This window comes from Bacillus sp. T-10(2022), assembly GCF_056502895.1.
Genome location: NZ_CP113518.1, coordinates 990,304 through 1,004,640 on the forward strand (window position 1 = coordinate 990,304; position 14,337 = coordinate 1,004,640).

At 42.4% G+C, this 14,337-nt stretch carries 12 protein-coding genes, 1 pseudogene and 1 other annotated feature; of the genes and pseudogenes, 7 read left to right on the forward strand and 6 right to left on the reverse strand.

Going from position 1 to position 14,337, the window contains the following annotated elements:
- Window positions 1-18 precede the first annotated feature (18 nt).
- Window positions 19-237, forward strand: a binding site (T-box leader).
- Between the two features lie 34 nt (window positions 238-271).
- Window positions 272-1,951 carry an arginine--tRNA ligase gene (gene argS / locus OSJ91_RS04840; protein WP_485891113.1) on the forward strand — a complete coding sequence of 560 codons (1,680 nt, stop codon included), beginning with the start codon at window positions 272-274 and terminating at the stop codon, window positions 1,949-1,951.
- A 51-nt stretch (window positions 1,952-2,002) separates the two neighbouring features.
- On the opposite strand, the gene OSJ91_RS04845 is transcribed toward argS, so the two are convergent.
- Both OSJ91_RS04845 and OSJ91_RS04850 read right to left on the reverse strand, forming a co-directional pair.
- Window positions 2,003-2,419, reverse strand: coding sequence for an SET domain-containing protein (locus OSJ91_RS04845; protein WP_434547784.1), 417 nt, complete (start codon window positions 2,417-2,419; stop codon window positions 2,003-2,005).
- A 12-nt stretch (window positions 2,420-2,431) separates the two neighbouring features.
- Window positions 2,432-3,511 (reverse strand): annotated as a pseudogene (locus OSJ91_RS04850) (CotH kinase family protein); the annotation flags it as partial.
- A gap of 55 nt (window positions 3,512-3,566) precedes the next feature.
- On the opposite strand from OSJ91_RS04850, the gene OSJ91_RS04855 reads away from it, so the two are divergent.
- Complete coding sequence (locus tag OSJ91_RS04855) at window positions 3,567-3,974, forward strand: hypothetical protein (RefSeq protein ID WP_485891114.1); 408 nt, start codon at window positions 3,567-3,569, stop codon at window positions 3,972-3,974.
- Window positions 3,975-4,170: 196 nt separating this feature from the next.
- On the opposite strand, the gene OSJ91_RS04860 is transcribed toward OSJ91_RS04855, so the two are convergent.
- On the reverse strand, window positions 4,171-5,352 hold the full coding sequence (locus OSJ91_RS04860; RefSeq protein ID WP_413016721.1) for an NAD(P)/FAD-dependent oxidoreductase: 1,182 nt from the start codon (window positions 5,350-5,352) through the stop codon (window positions 4,171-4,173).
- 39 nt (window positions 5,353-5,391) lie between these two features.
- The gene (locus OSJ91_RS04865) at window positions 5,392-5,823 is read right to left on the reverse strand and encodes a helical membrane plugin domain-containing protein (protein ID WP_101224421.1); all 432 of its coding nucleotides are present in this window, start codon (window positions 5,821-5,823) and stop codon (window positions 5,392-5,394) included.
- A gap of 321 nt (window positions 5,824-6,144) precedes the next feature.
- Between OSJ91_RS04865 and OSJ91_RS04870 the strand changes: the two genes are divergently transcribed.
- From OSJ91_RS04870 to OSJ91_RS04880, 3 genes are all read left to right on the forward strand, one after another.
- Window positions 6,145-6,315, forward strand: coding sequence for a hypothetical protein (locus tag OSJ91_RS04870; protein WP_170971679.1), 171 nt, complete (start codon window positions 6,145-6,147; stop codon window positions 6,313-6,315).
- 457 nt (window positions 6,316-6,772) lie between these two features.
- On the forward strand, window positions 6,773-8,812 hold the full coding sequence (locus tag OSJ91_RS04875; RefSeq protein WP_350301445.1) for a hydantoinase/oxoprolinase family protein: 2,040 nt from the start codon (window positions 6,773-6,775) through the stop codon (window positions 8,810-8,812).
- A gap of 16 nt (window positions 8,813-8,828) precedes the next feature.
- A complete protein-coding gene (locus OSJ91_RS04880; protein WP_350301446.1) occupies window positions 8,829-10,811 on the forward strand; it encodes a hydantoinase B/oxoprolinase family protein in 1,983 nt (660 codons plus the stop codon).
- A gap of 187 nt (window positions 10,812-10,998) precedes the next feature.
- Here the strand turns inward: OSJ91_RS04880 and OSJ91_RS04885 are convergent, their stop codons facing one another.
- Window positions 10,999-11,583 (reverse strand): DJ-1/PfpI family protein, encoded by a 585-nt coding sequence (locus OSJ91_RS04885; protein ID WP_350301447.1) that lies wholly within the window; start codon window positions 11,581-11,583, stop codon window positions 10,999-11,001.
- Between the two features lie 149 nt (window positions 11,584-11,732).
- Here OSJ91_RS04885 and OSJ91_RS04890 point away from each other — a divergent pair, with 149 nt between their 5' ends.
- Window positions 11,733-12,164: an Lrp/AsnC family transcriptional regulator gene (locus OSJ91_RS04890; protein WP_350301448.1), complete on the forward strand. Its 432-nt coding sequence runs from the start codon at window positions 11,733-11,735 to the stop codon at window positions 12,162-12,164.
- 126 nt (window positions 12,165-12,290) lie between these two features.
- Window positions 12,291-13,121, forward strand: coding sequence for an STAS domain-containing protein (locus OSJ91_RS04895; protein ID WP_485891116.1), 831 nt, complete (start codon window positions 12,291-12,293; stop codon window positions 13,119-13,121).
- Window positions 13,122-13,905: 784 nt separating this feature from the next.
- Here OSJ91_RS04895 and OSJ91_RS04900 read toward each other — a convergent pair.
- Window positions 13,906-14,280 (reverse strand): GNAT family N-acetyltransferase, encoded by a 375-nt coding sequence (locus OSJ91_RS04900; protein WP_485891117.1) that lies wholly within the window; start codon window positions 14,278-14,280, stop codon window positions 13,906-13,908.
- Window positions 14,281-14,337 lie beyond the last annotated feature (57 nt).

Genomic DNA, 14,337 nt, shown 5'->3' on the forward strand with positions numbered 1-14,337 from the left:
GGATTAAATTATAATATTGAAAATTCTGTGATGAAGAGAGTAGTTCATTTTGAAATGGAAAGCGAGTTAGGGATGGTGGGAGCCTAATGCAGGACGGATGAATGAAGCGCACTTTGGAGAAATTTCTTGAACCGTTTAGTAGGGAATATCGGGGAGTCACCTCGTTAACAATGGAAAGTGGTCACAATTTGTGGCAACTAGAGTGGTACCACGGGAATTCATGCTCTCGTCTCTTATTTAGAGGCGGGGGCTTTTTTGTTTAGGAGGGAAAATGACGATGAATAAACCAATTGCAGAATTGATTTCAACTGCTTTGAACAATGAAATGCCAGCAAGTGAAATAGAAAAATTAATGGAAAAGCCAAAATTGATGGATTTAGGTGATGTTGCCTTTCCATGCTTTACTCTTGCGAAAAAATTCAAAAAGTCGCCTCAGGTGATTGCGTCTGAAATAGCCCAACAATTAAATAGCAAGTTGATCCAAGAAGTGAACGTTGTGGGTGGTTATCTGAATATCTTCGTCAATCAACAGCTGGTGACGGAAAACGTGCTGCAAACGGTATTAAGTGAAAAGGATCAGTATGGTTCGATGCAGCCTGTACAGGAAAATGTCGTGATTGATTATTCCTCCCCGAATATTGCCAAACCTTTTTCCATGGGGCACTTACGCTCAACGGTCATAGGGAATGCACTGGCTAACATCGCCGAAAAAAATGGCTACAATGCCGTGCGTATTAATCATTTAGGAGATTGGGGCACGCAATTCGGCAAGTTGATTGTCGCGTATAAGCTGTGGGGCGACAAAGAGGCGATCGAAGCTTCGCCGATTCAGGAATTATTGAAGATCTATGTGAAGTTCCATGATAGAGCCGAAAGTGATGAATCGTTGAATGAACAAGCACGCGCAAGCTTCAAGTCGCTTGAAGATGGGGACGAGGAAGCACTGGCATTGTGGAAATGGTTCAGGGATGCGTCTCTAAAAGAGTTTGAGACGATTTATGATTTATTGGGCATCCGTTTTGATTCCTATGCCGGCGAAGCGTTTTACAATGACAAAATGGATGCGGTTGTCGGGGAACTAAAAGAAAAAGGCTTACTTACCCTATCCGAAGGTGCCTATGTCGTGCAATTGGAAGATATGCCGCCATGTTTGATTACGAAAACGGATGGTGCGACACTTTATGCCACGCGTGATTTAGCTGCCGCCATGTATCGTAAAAAACAGTATGAGGCGAAGAAAACATTTTATGTTGTCGGAAACGAACAATCCTTGCACTTTAAACAACTCTTTAACGTCATTGAAAAAATGGGGTATGAATGGGCAAAGGATTTGCAGCACGTAGCATTTGGCATGATGTTAAAAGACGGTAAGAAAATGTCGACACGTAAAGGGAAAGTCGTGCTCCTTGCGGATGTATTGGCAGAGGCGATCGAAACTGCGAAGCGCAATATTGAAGAAAAAAATCAAGCGCTTGAACAGAAAGAACTGGTTGCAAGACAGGTCGGTGTCGGAGCGGTAATTTTTAATGATTTAAAAAATAACCGCATGAACGATATTGATTTTTCATTAGAGCAAATGATGAATTTTGAGGGAGAAACGGGTCCATATGTACAGTACACTTATGCGCGAATTTCCTCATTGCTTGAAAAAGGTGAATTTAACGAGCAGGCCATCACTTTTGACGCTTTAGGTGAATATGCGTGGCCAGTCATCCAGCTGCTGGAGCAATATCCGAGCATTGTCCAAAAATCGTTTGAACAAGCCGACCCATCACAAATCGCGAAATTCAGCTTGCATTTATCGCGTGCATTCAATAAGTATTATGCACATACAAAGATCCTAGTTGAAGATGAATGGAAACAAATGAAACTCTCATTCGCTTTTTCCGTAGCGATTGTATTGAAGGATGCGCTAAGTTTATTGGGAATTTCCGCGCCGAAAAAAATGTAAAGGTAAAAGAAAGAATCCATTTTGAACTTTCAAAATGGATTCTTTAAAATCTTATTCGATGACATCGAACCATAAGGGAGATTTATCATCAATTTCACCGTTGTAATTGATCGTGATTTCTTCGCCAGCCTTTATGTCTTTATATGCATAAAAGTCTATCGTTAAATCATCTAAATTATTATCATACGTCGCATTCGGAGTGTATGAATGATTGAATAGCGATCCATTTCCCAATGCAATGGCCGTTTCATCGTCATCTCCCCAATAGAAACAGTGATGAAAGAGTGACGTTTTCTTTAAATATTTCCATTCGCTTTTCGGTGAAATGATGACAGGTGATGCCTCGATGAGTTCATCCTTTTTAATATCCCTTACCGCATATATTCCCCTGCCATATTTCCCCGTATTTTTAATACAGATTGGTGATACGGCCTCAATTGCTTTTTTCCAGTCCTGCTTGGCTTTCAGTTTTGTTTCGTCTAGGTCACCAAGATGCTTATTTAAGTAATCACTGCGATTGCGAATGAATTCGAAGATGAATTCTGGCTCCTTGTCAAATATATCCAATTTATTCTTTTTATATGGATCAAGAAGGATGTGAGGACGTATCGCCTGGTGCAGCGATAATACTTTATTTTCCATGTGATTCACAGTAAATGTGGTTTCCAATTGTTCAACCAAGAGGTCTTTGTAGAACTTACGGTATTCCGGAACCTGCAAGAGTAGATGACTAAGGTGATTTGTCCTTTTTCCTCCAATAGGGACATATGTGTGCTCCATGATCCCGCCACTGACCTTGCGTCCCCAAGTGGCATCATAATCCCAAGGAATGATTTCAAATAAGTTTGTTTCACTATTGCGATATAATGCATAGTTATGAGTGAAACCGTCGTTATTCATAGTACATACAGCTCCAGCCAGCCAGCGTAAGTATTTATGGATATCAAGATGCTGCGAGACTTCTTCAGGAAATTTGGCAAGCGGGGTGGTATTGATTTTTCTGATCAATTCAATAAGGTATTCATCATCGGACGGTTTTCCAAACGCTTGTTTATAGCCTGATACAAGGGATTCTTTTAGTTTCCCATCCCTTTCCAATGAAAAGTTGGCACTATTGTTGACTGCATAATAAATGGGACCGGCAGGAAGTCCTCTTTTTTCCAAAAAGAATTCATCAACGGACTCCAGTTGTAAATATACCCCTTTACAAGAGCCGTTACGGTATAAGTCAATATGCTGGCTATGGGGGGAAAGAATTCCAAGGTCTTGGAAGTAATCGAGTGAGAGTTTATTGCGAATGAGGGAAGGATCTTTGTATTCGGCATTGAGATGGATTTTGTGGGCGCCAAAGAATTTTTCTGGCTCGATGAAATCAATCCAATAGGATCTTTTCCTGAATTTTCGGGTATAAGAGCCCCGATAGGCAATATCGATATCATAAATGTCGTTTTCCACTTTCAAATAGGCGGGAATGGGGTCATTACTCCATACGTCCGCACGTAAATCTTCTAGATCTTCTTCTTCAATCATTAAGAAATAAGATGGAATATGATAAGGCATACACTCACCTTCCTTTCTTGAAGATGTATTATGGTCAAGCGCAAACATGTAATGTATGAAAAAATTCAACTTAATCAACCAGAGATTGATTAAGTTGAAGCATCTAAGAATTAACTACTATCTTCTTCTTTTTTTCTTTCCACATCCAGTGGAAGTACTTGAAGTAGTTGTGGTGCAAGTAGTTGTGGTGCCAGTAGTTGTGGTGCCAGTAGTTGTGGTGCAAGTAGTTGTGGTGCCAGTGGTTGTGGTGCCAGTAGATGTGCAGCCAGTGGACTTGCTACCAGTGGATTTGCTACCAGTGGACTTGCAGCCCTTGGACTTGCTTCCCTTGGACTTGCTTCCATTGGACTTGCTTCCAGTAGATGAGCTACAGCTGCTGCTGCCAGACGAACCGCCTTTTCCTTTTTTTCCTTTTTTTCCTTTCGCCATAAAGACCCCTCCTTTAATAAGGTTAATTACATGATATGCAGAATGGTACAAACTTGAACGTTGGTTAACGACAAACGGGCTAATAAAAATGGCGGAGAGTAAAATAGTAATGTAGAGTTATGGCAGGACAATTCAATTAGGGTGTCCGCCTTTTCTGAAATGAAAAATGCCCCTTACTCCCAAATGGGAATAAAGGGCATGTACCGTGAACATGTCACGGCGATCATGAATTAATAAGCCAAGCTGAATAGGGCTTTAATGTGTGATAGATAGCGAACATTACTTGCTTCTTTCATCAATGTAGCCGGAAGACCTTTAAGTGATGTGTTATTGGCCCCAACTGTTGCCACCGCATCCTTACGGCCAAGGCTCGCAAGTGTACCTGAGTTTACAGGTGAAAATGCTTCAAGTTTCTTGCCTTCAAAGGCTGCAAATAGGTTGTAACCAACAAGCTCACCCATTTGCCAAGCATTTTGAGCAGTAGGAGCGTATGGACGGCCGCCTTCTGGAGGGAAAGCAACGGCACTGTCCCCGACGACGAATACGTCTTTATGGGATTTGGATTGCAAGAACTCATTAACGGTTGCTTTGCCGCGGTCCACTTCAAGGCCTGATTCGCCTACGATAGGAAGGGCCGCAACTCCGCCTGTCCAAACAAGCGTATTGGCCGTTATCGTTTGTCCATCTTTCAATTCGATTTGATTGCCTTTAACACCCGTTACAGGCAGACCTGTCAAGAACTCAACGCCGCGTGCTTCCAAGCTTGTCATCGCACGTTCGATTAAGTGGTCAGGCAGGACCGGAAGGATTTTTGGACCAGCTTCCACAAGCTTGATTTTCAAGTCCTTGAAGTCCACTCCGAACTTTTTAGCGATTTTAGGGAAGTGATCCACGATTTCACCGATTAGCTCGACGCCCGTCAATCCGCCGCCGCCGATCACGATGGTTGCGTCCGCTTCATTATTTGTTTGTGCATATTCGCGAATGCGATCTTCGATATGTTTGTAGATCTTGTTTGCATCATTTACGGATTTCAAGACCATGCTGTTTTCCTCAAGTCCCGGAATGCCGAAGAATCCTGTTTGGCTTCCCAAAGCAACGACCAGGGCATCATAAGATAAAGTGGAACCATTGGCAAGTTTCACTTCTTTGTTATCGACTGAGAAAGACTCCACTTTGGAAATGACAAGGTCGATATCTTTTCCTTTGAAAAGCTTTTCCAACGGAATGGAAACGGCTTGTTCGGAAATGGATCCGCCTGCAAGACGGTGCAATTCGGTGATGATTTGGTGCGTTGGAAATTGGTTCACCACGGTAACCTGCACTTCATCTCTTTTGTAATATTCACGTACGGATAAGGCAGATAGCAATCCAGCGTAACCCGCACCTAAGATGACGATTTGTTTTGACATAGTTAATCCCCCGTCCTTACTGATTGAAAGTTTATCAAATTATTTTTGGTTTTTACGTTCTGAAGAGACTTCAAGAAAAGCTTGGGCGAAACGGAAAAGCTTTTGTGCTTGCGGATCTTTCATCATTCTTAACAGACCAAAAAGACCGATCACATCAGTATTCGCTTCTGCACGATCCTTAGCTTCAATGGCATTAGCCGCAAGCCCTTTCACTGAGCCCACTACAGGTGTAGCGATCTCCGAAATGGCGCTGACCGTATCATTTTTCAAAACATCATCAGTCGCAACCGATTGAGCGAAATCATAAGACTTTGTTAAAATATTCACTAACTCAGTCAGTTTTGGTAACTGCTCAACTAAAGTGTTCAATGATTCCTGAACCTCAGGCTTTAATAATTGGTCCAGTACATCTAATTGTTTTTGGCGGGCATTAAGTTGTTCAGTTTGTGATTGGGTAATCGTTTCTGACATATCCAATTCTCCTTTGCAATAAGCATTTTGTTGATGTAAATAGAAAAACTTGTAAAATATTACACAATGTGTGACAAGAAAAAATACTAACAAAAATGTAATAAATGCTATCCTATAGTATATCCCTTTAGTGGCTTGAAAACAGCTGATTTTTTAAAAAAGATTCATAAAATAATCTTTTCCTGCTTATTTTAAGTACAGATTCTAATGGGATATCCCAGTATTTACCTAAAATGAACTTTAAGAGGGTGTCTAACATCGAAGCCTGTCATACATATTTCCATCTTGATTTGCCATCCTAAATGATGGAGGTGAAAAAATGTGACTGATTCAGAATCTAAACTTACAGAAGAGAATAATGATAAGAAGCTTCATAAACTGGTTGGCAGTATGGAATATACAAAAGCACAACTATCGGAAGGTATGAATGGAATTTCTGAAGTTTACCTCAAAAACAGTGAGGAAGGCACATCGGAAACACCTGATAAATAATATTATTGTGTAAGCATAGCGAAACAGTTATGCTTACTTATTTTTGTAATAAATCCCACTCTTATTTCTCAAACTACAGTTGTTTAAATATTCTAAAAATAAACTTGACTTTATCATGAATTGACGTAAGATAAAGTATATAGCCATAGTGTAAACAAGTAGAAATTCTACTCTGCCATCGCCTAAAATGGACTCGGTGACTTAAAAGATGAATCTATAAATAACTGTCGAATCTAATAGACTTCGCTGCCCAGCGAAGCTAAACCTAGATCAAAAACCAGTTATATCAATTATTTCTTATTGATATGACTGGTTTTTTTTTTCATCATTCATCTTGTTCCGTTTTTGGCCTAAGAAAATCCAGCGGCTGGCTGATACTCTTTCACACATTTCTATTAATCGGTGCAATGGGCGCAAGGCAAAGTATTTTAAATCTTGTAGCAGGGGTGGGAGTTATATGATAGGTACGAAGCAAACTAGGCTGGCAATTGATGTAGGCGGAACTTTTACGGATGTGTTCGTTTTTGATGAAAGTACGAAGGAAATTTCAATTACGAAAACGTCGTCGACTCCTTTGAATCCAGAGATCGGTATTTTGGATGGAATTGCGAAAGCGGAAATAGATTGTGAAAATATTAAAGTTTTTTCCCATGGCACAACAGTGGGCACCAATGCCTTGATTGAAAGGAAATTGCCAAAGACAGCATTGATTACATCCGCTGGCTTTCGGGATGTATCGGAAATCCGCCGAGGAACCAAGCTTGAGTTATGGGATACATATGATGATGTAGCCAAACCGTATATCCAAAGAAGAGACCGTTTTGAAGTGGAAGAACGCATCGACTTTGCAGGGAATGTCTTGACGGAAATCAATGAAGAGGAAGTACGGTCACTGGCAAGGAAATTAAAAAGACGCGGTACCGAATCCATTGCGGTTTGCTTCATGAACGCATATGTAAATGGAAGCAATGAGGCGAAAGTGAAACGAATCATCCAGGAGGAACTCCCGGATGTTTATATATGCATTTCAAGTGAAGTCCTTCCTGAGATTTTTGAGCATGAGCGCATGAGTACGACGATCGTCAATGCGGTTTTAGGACCTACTGTCAGCAACTATATTAAAACCCTTGAAGGTGAAATGACTAAACGGGGATATGAAGATGACATATTAGTGCTTCACTCCGGCGGAGGGGTAATGACATCCCAAACCGTTCCCCGTTATGCAGCAAGACTTGCAAGCTCCGGCATCGCTGCAGGTGCGATTGCCAGTAAACATATCGCCCAGCTTTGCGGCTTTAATAATGCCATTGGGCTGGATATGGGGGGAACAAGCACCGATATTTCCTTGATGCATGAAGGTGATTTACGAATTACGAAAGATTGGTATATCGAGTATGGATATCCGATAGGGTTCCCAAGCATTGAAATCTTGACGATAGGAGCAGGAGGCGGAAGTTTAGCTTGGGTGGATGAAGGCGGTTCTTTACGCAATGGCCCTCAAAGTGCAGGGGCGGTTCCTGGACCTGCTTGCTATAGCAGGGGCGGAGTGGAACCGACCAATTCCGATGCCAATATTGTTCTTGGACGACTTGGCACCAAACTATTGGATGGACAAATGGAACTGGATAAACAAAAAGCGATTGAAGTCGTGGATAAGATCGCCAAGAAATTTGATTATACGATTGAAGAAGCGGCGAACGCCATCACACGGGTGGCCAATGCCAATATGTGTGATGCCCTAAGGCTGATTTCAGTCAGACGGGGATACGACCCGCGCGACTTTGCACTTGTGGCTTTCGGCGGGGCTGGGCCCTTGCATGGAGCGTACTTGGCCAAGGAAATGGAAATCCCGACCGTCATCATCCCGCCGCATCCGGGTGTAGCCGCCGCAATGGGATGCCTGTTGGTCGATGTTCGTCATGATATCTCCAAAACCTATGTCAAGAACGTCAAGGATGTATCGTTAAAGGATTTAGAGAAGGAATTCATCGGAATGGAAAAAGAGGCCGCGGAGTTATTGCAAGAAGAAGGGGTCGCTAAAGAAGCTTCCACATTGATGAGATATATTGACATGAGGTATATGGGACAGTGGCGTTCATTGGCGATAGAAGTCGATTGCCCGATTTCTTCTTTGGAAGAGACCCTTGACCGTTTCCATCAAGAGCATGAACGCGAATTTTCTTTCTCCGATAAAGAACAGACCGTGGAAATTTACGGACTGCTCGTTACGGCTATCGGAACTGTGCCAAAACCTGAATTCCCGACTTATGAACCTGGAGGCACACTTGCAGATGCCTTGAAGGAAACGCGTGATGTCTATTTTGAAGAAGAGGGATATGTAAATACGAACGTCTATAACCGGGAACTCATTCCGGCCTTTTCAGAAATCACGGGCCCTGCCATAGTGGATCAGCTTGATACAACGACTGTCATACCACCAAATTTCACGGCAAAAGTTGATAAATACAGAAACTTGATTCTTTCCCAAAATAAATAAAAAGAGGTGGATTTCATTGTCGAATAAACAGTTAGTTGGCCAATCTGGAGTTGGAACAGGCTTAGATCCGGTGACATTTGAAGTGATAAAAAATGGCTTCGTTAACCTTGTAGATCAGATGGCGGAACAAATCCTTCGGACATGCTATTCCTTCGTCATTTATAATCGGGATTTCAGCTGTGCTCTTTGTGATGCAGAAGGAAATACAGTCATGCAAGGGACGCAGGATATTTCGGTCCATGTAGGTACATTGCATCTAACGGCAAAGGCGGTAATAGAGGACTTCAAGGGTGATATCCATCCTGGGGACGTATTCTTGGTCAATGACCCGTATCGAGGCGGCACTCATTTCAATGACACACGGGTCCTCTTGCCTGTCTTCCATGAGAACAAGCTGATTGCGTTCATGCAGACGAATGGACACTGGGCCGACATGGGGGGATCGACACCTGGCTCCTTTGATATCAATGCCAAGGAACATTTCGGCGAGGGGGTAAGGATTCCGCCGCTTAGGATTTATAGTAAAGGAACATTTTTAAAAGATGTGGTCAATGTGCTCGCTTTGAACATGCGCGTCCCTGAAGAACGTGTCGGAGATTTGCGTGCTCAAGTGGAAGCGGCCAAAGTAGGGGAGCGCCAGTTGTTTGCCATCATCGAGAAGTATGGAATCGATACGACTTTGTCCGCCTTTTCGGAAGTGCAGAATTATGTGGAGCGCCTGGCCAGGGCCAAGGTTGCTGCTTTACCGAATGGAACCTGGGAGACCGTTGATTATATTGATATGGACCCGGAAGCCGGAGACGGTCTGATTCCAATCCGAGTTAAGATGACCATCACGGATGACGAGATCCTTTATGATCTTTCTGGATCGCATTCTTATATCGGCTGCTTTTTAAATGCCGGTTTCGGAGCATCTTTATCAGCGGCATACTCAGGAACCAAGACATTCTTTCCTGAAATACCCCTGAACTCCGGCTTTTACAGAGTGGTGAAAATCGAACTGCCGGAAAACTCCGTAGTCAATGCCCCGGCACCGATTGCCGTAACCGGTTTTTGTTCAGGGGCCTATGAAAAAATCATGAGTGCGTGCTTCGAACTCTGGTCCAACATCATGCCGGAAAGAGCGATCGCATGCTCATTTAACCTGGAGTATTTACTTATCGGCGGTTGGGATCAACGCCAGGAGCAGGATAAATACTTCATGTGGTACGACTGGATGGCAGGCGGTCATGGAGGCCGCTATGATCGGGACGGTGTGAACGCCACTTCGCCGACATTCGGTTTGGGACTCAGCGTACAGCCATGCGAAGGACAAGAGAGATTGTCGCCAGTCGTGACGATGAAGCATGAAATCATTACCGACTCTGCCGGACCGGGTAAATACCGCGGCGGTTGCGGTGTAGAAAAGGGCGGTACACTCACCAATGTCAAAAACACGGTCATGTCCTATTGCTGTGACCGTTCCCGTTCAATAACATGGGGGATTTTTGGAGGGCTTCCTTCTTCCCCTCATGGAGCATGGCTGAATCCGGGCAAGGAAGACGAACGATATTTAGGTGCGATTTTCTCAAATGTAAAAGTACAGCAAGGGGATTCCTTTGTGCGTCCATCCGCTGGGGGCGGGGGACTGGGAGATCCGCTTGAAAGAAGTCCCGAAGATGTTTTGGAAGATGTTATCGATGAGTATGTTTCAATTGAGCGAGCTAAAAAAGATTATGGAGTCGTGATCAAGGAAATCGATAAAGATCTCGATTTATTCGAAATAGATCTTGAAGCAACGAAACAAGCTAGGGCTTATATCAGAAACAACCGCAAACAATGGCTTGAGGAAAACATACAAAGCGTGGAAGATAAATTCGCCAAGGGCGAGCTGGATAGTCTCGATGTCATTCGCCAGTATGGTGTCATCATCGATTATGCAACGAATAAAGTCCTGCCAGAATCAACAAAACAGTTCCGTGAATCCATGAAAACCCGTTCATTGGCTTATTGGAAGTAACGTGAAAATCATTAGGGAACCTTAGACTGCAGACGAACTCGTCGAAAACGAGTTTGCCTGCAGTTTTTTCCTTTAAAAAAGGTTCAGTTGATTTCAGAAATCCGCTCCCTTTCCGCCGAATGCCTGCGGAAAGCGAGTGTCTGGAGCGGAAATCACCATCCAAATTGTATAGGTTCCGAAGACATTCTTAATGGAAACCCATCAATTCCTTTACATGTTTACAATTATCTTTTGAAGTGAGCATTTCCAAGAGCGTAAAGGCAACATCGAATGCTGTGGAAGGATTGTAGGATGTAATGATATTGTCCGTGACGACAATCGGTTCATTCACCACAATTGCACCATAATCTTTTAGCTGGCCCTGTCTCTTACTGGTTGGATGGTTGTACGTAGTGGCCTTTCTTCCGTTCAAAATCCCGCTTTTTCCTAGTGGGAGAGAACCTACACAAATGGTTGCTATGATTTTGTTCTTATTATGAAAATAATTGATTACATCAAGAAACCTTTGATCATAGGCATCCTCATAGAAACCGGCTTCTTCAAAACCTCCTGGAATGGCCAAAGCATCGAAGTCATCAAGGTTCACTTCATCGATGGTCAATTCGGGCTTCACGATGAAATTCCATGTGCATTTCAATTGTTCATGTAGTCCAACGGTAACCAGATCAGTGGTACCATCACCCTCTAATTTATTCCAGCCCAATACATCTGTAAACACACTCGCTTCAACCGCTTCGAATCCATTGGATAGCAGCAGCAATACTTTTTTCATAGCAGAAACCCCCTTATATATATTGTGTTAATTATATAAAAAGCAAATTTCCTGATACATACGATTAATTACGTAATCATTCCTTTTCTATTTATTTTATAATGTATTTGAAAGGAATCAGTTAATAATAAAAAGTAGGGGTGATTGAATTGGATCGAACGGATAAAAAAATACTTTCCTTACTGGAGAATAATGGTCGAATGTCCATGAAAGAACTGGCACATGAAGTTTCCTTAACGGCTCCAGCAACGAAAGAACGTGTGAATAAATTAGAGGAAAGCGGAGTGATAAAAGGTTATAAAACGGAAATATCCCTTGAAAAACTTGATAGAAGCATAACGGCATTCATATTATTCGAAACGGATCGATGCAAAGACTTTTATCAATTCAGCTTGAGCCATCCGGAAGTTTTGGAATGCCACCGGTTAGCCGGTCAATACAGTTATCTTATTAAAATAAGTACATTTTCCATGGAAACGCTGGAAGACTTCGTTGATGAAGCCATTAAATATGGGAAATCGTCCACCCATCTGATATTCTCTTCCGCATTGAAAAATGTTTTTTCAGGAGATGAGATGTAACCGGCTTAACCATTTACTTGCCACCTTTTTAATATATGATCAATTAGCAGGAAAAAACTCCACCAATATAGAAAGTAAATAGTAACAAAAATCACAGTTGGATATTCAAAAAGGGAGTGGAGAAGAGTGAGTTTTGTTTATGACGAAGATAAAATAATGGAATTCCTTTTGCAGAATAAAAGTGAGTTTGAAGAATATCTTTTATCAGCAGCAGTCAATGTCAGGGATAAAATCGAAGAAATTTTACTGATTGGAAATGTCGACCTTTTGAATAATGCACATAAGCTCATTCGATATATAGTGGAACAGAATGAAACGGATATGATTGCATTTGCCGAAAAAGAGGGAGTTACGTGGGCAACCCACTCCTTGACGCTTTCATTCAAGCTGGAATGGATTCAAGCCCTTCGCAGAACGCTTTGGACCTTTCTTTATAAGTTTGAACAAGATAAGAAAGCGTTTATTGAGGATTCCAAGGTCTTTTTTGAATTAGAGAAAAGAGTGAATGAAAGTGTTGATGTTTTTCTTAAATCCTTTTTCGTCAGTTACTCTGATTATAAAGACAAATTGATTCTCGCTCAGCAAAACTTGGTGGAAAATCTATCCGTCCCTATCATTCCCGTCACTTCCACCACCTGTGTCCTTCCGTTAATCGGGACAATCGATCATTCACGAATACAGATAATCGAAGAAAAAGTATTGATGGAGATAGGTAAACTGCGGATTCAGACATTGATCTTGGATTTGTCCGGTATCATCGAAATAGAAGTTGAAATGATCGATGATCTGATGAAAATCCTCGATGGAACGGCAATGATGGGGTGTAAAGCTGTGGTGACTGGATTACGCCCAGAGGTTGTTACGAAAATGATCCGTTCAGGGATTCAGCTCGATAATAAAGCAGAAACAAAGGGTACACTGCAACAGGCTTTGAAGGACTATCTTGTAGTTACCTAAATCGTGAAGTGGGAGTCGCCATGTTTTGGTGACTTTTTTTTGTAGGTAATTTGGAATATTAAGGAAGTTTATTTGCGGTTTTATCTTATTAAAATAAGTAAATGGAATGGGGAAAGGAAGCTCCGAACAGAACTGAATCTTGGTTCCGGAAATCAGCTCCCTTTCCGACGACTGCCGACAAGCCTCATCAAAGCAAGCATCAAGAGGGTCTCGTCTAGCCAGTTATCGGCAGCAGTGTCGATTTTTTTAATCATGGTTCGGAGTTAATCTATTCCGAACCCCCAATTGTTGATAAATTCAAGAAAATCCAGTTTTCCTACAGTTTTTTCTAAAAAAACATTCCATTTGATCTCCGCCGGAGACTTTATTCGACCTACCCGGCAGTATATTCGACCGCTGCCGGAGTTATTCGACCTATCCGGCAGTTTATTCGACCGCTGCCGGAGTTATTCGACCTACCCGGCAGTATATTCGACCGCTGCCGGAGTTATTCGACCTATCCGGCAGTTTATTCGACCGCTGCCGGAGTTATTCGACCTACCCGGCAGTATATTCGACCGCTGCCGGAGTTATTCGACCTGCCCGGCAGTTTATTCGACCGTTCACAAATTTATTCGACTCCACTTCATTTAGTCGGATTCCGGAGCATTTGTCTTGCGGTCCAAGCATTAAATCGCGCTCCCGATTGTTTGCAAAGCCCTCATCAAAGCAAGCATCAAGCGGGCTAGTCTAGCCAGTTATCGGAAGGGATTTTGCGAATTTCCTCAATGGAGGTTTTTTTGTTTCACTTCAGTAAGGAATAGACATATGTATCATGAGGGATACCGTTTTGGTAAATATAACTCCTTAATATTCCTTCCTGGATGAAGCCCTGCTTAAGAAAGAGCTCACTTGATGGCAGGTTTTCAAGAAAAACGACCGCGCCGATGCGGGTTGAATCAAGGTCGTTGAAACCGATTCCCCATCGTATCGCTCGTTTTTCACGGTGGTTTTTCGCAAAAGATGCTACAATATCCTTCGCCTGTTCGACATTTTCCAATGAGTCCTGGCCATAAAAGCGGGTGACTTCATCTTTTGATAAACATTGGAAAAGAGCTTCCGCATCACTTTCATGAATTTCCCGTAAGCATAACCTTTCCGTGTTCAATAAAGGAAACATTTTTTTCTCCTCCTATATCAGTTTTATATCCATTCGGGCTCCGCGAAGGTTTTTCCT

Excerpts from the sequence above, each read along its gene's own strand:
- argS (WP_485891113.1), top strand. The coding sequence starts at position 272 with ATGACGATGAATAAACCAATTGCAGAATTGATTTCAACTGCTTTGAAC.
- OSJ91_RS04865 (WP_101224421.1), bottom strand. The coding sequence starts at position 5,823 with ATGTCAGAAACGATTACCCAATCACAAACTGAACAACTTAATGCCCGC.
- OSJ91_RS04875 (WP_350301445.1), top strand. The coding sequence starts at position 6,773 with ATGATAGGTACGAAGCAAACTAGGCTGGCAATTGATGTAGGCGGAACT.
- OSJ91_RS04900 (WP_485891117.1), bottom strand. The coding sequence starts at position 14,280 with ATGTTTCCTTTATTGAACACGGAAAGGTTATGCTTACGGGAAATTCAT.
- OSJ91_RS04855 (WP_485891114.1), top strand. The coding sequence starts at position 3,567 with ATGAAAAAATTCAACTTAATCAACCAGAGATTGATTAAGTTGAAGCAT.
- OSJ91_RS04885 (WP_350301447.1), bottom strand. The coding sequence starts at position 11,583 with ATGAAAAAAGTATTGCTGCTGCTATCCAATGGATTCGAAGCGGTTGAA.
- OSJ91_RS04860 (WP_413016721.1), bottom strand. The coding sequence starts at position 5,352 with ATGTCAAAACAAATCGTCATCTTAGGTGCGGGTTACGCTGGATTGCTA.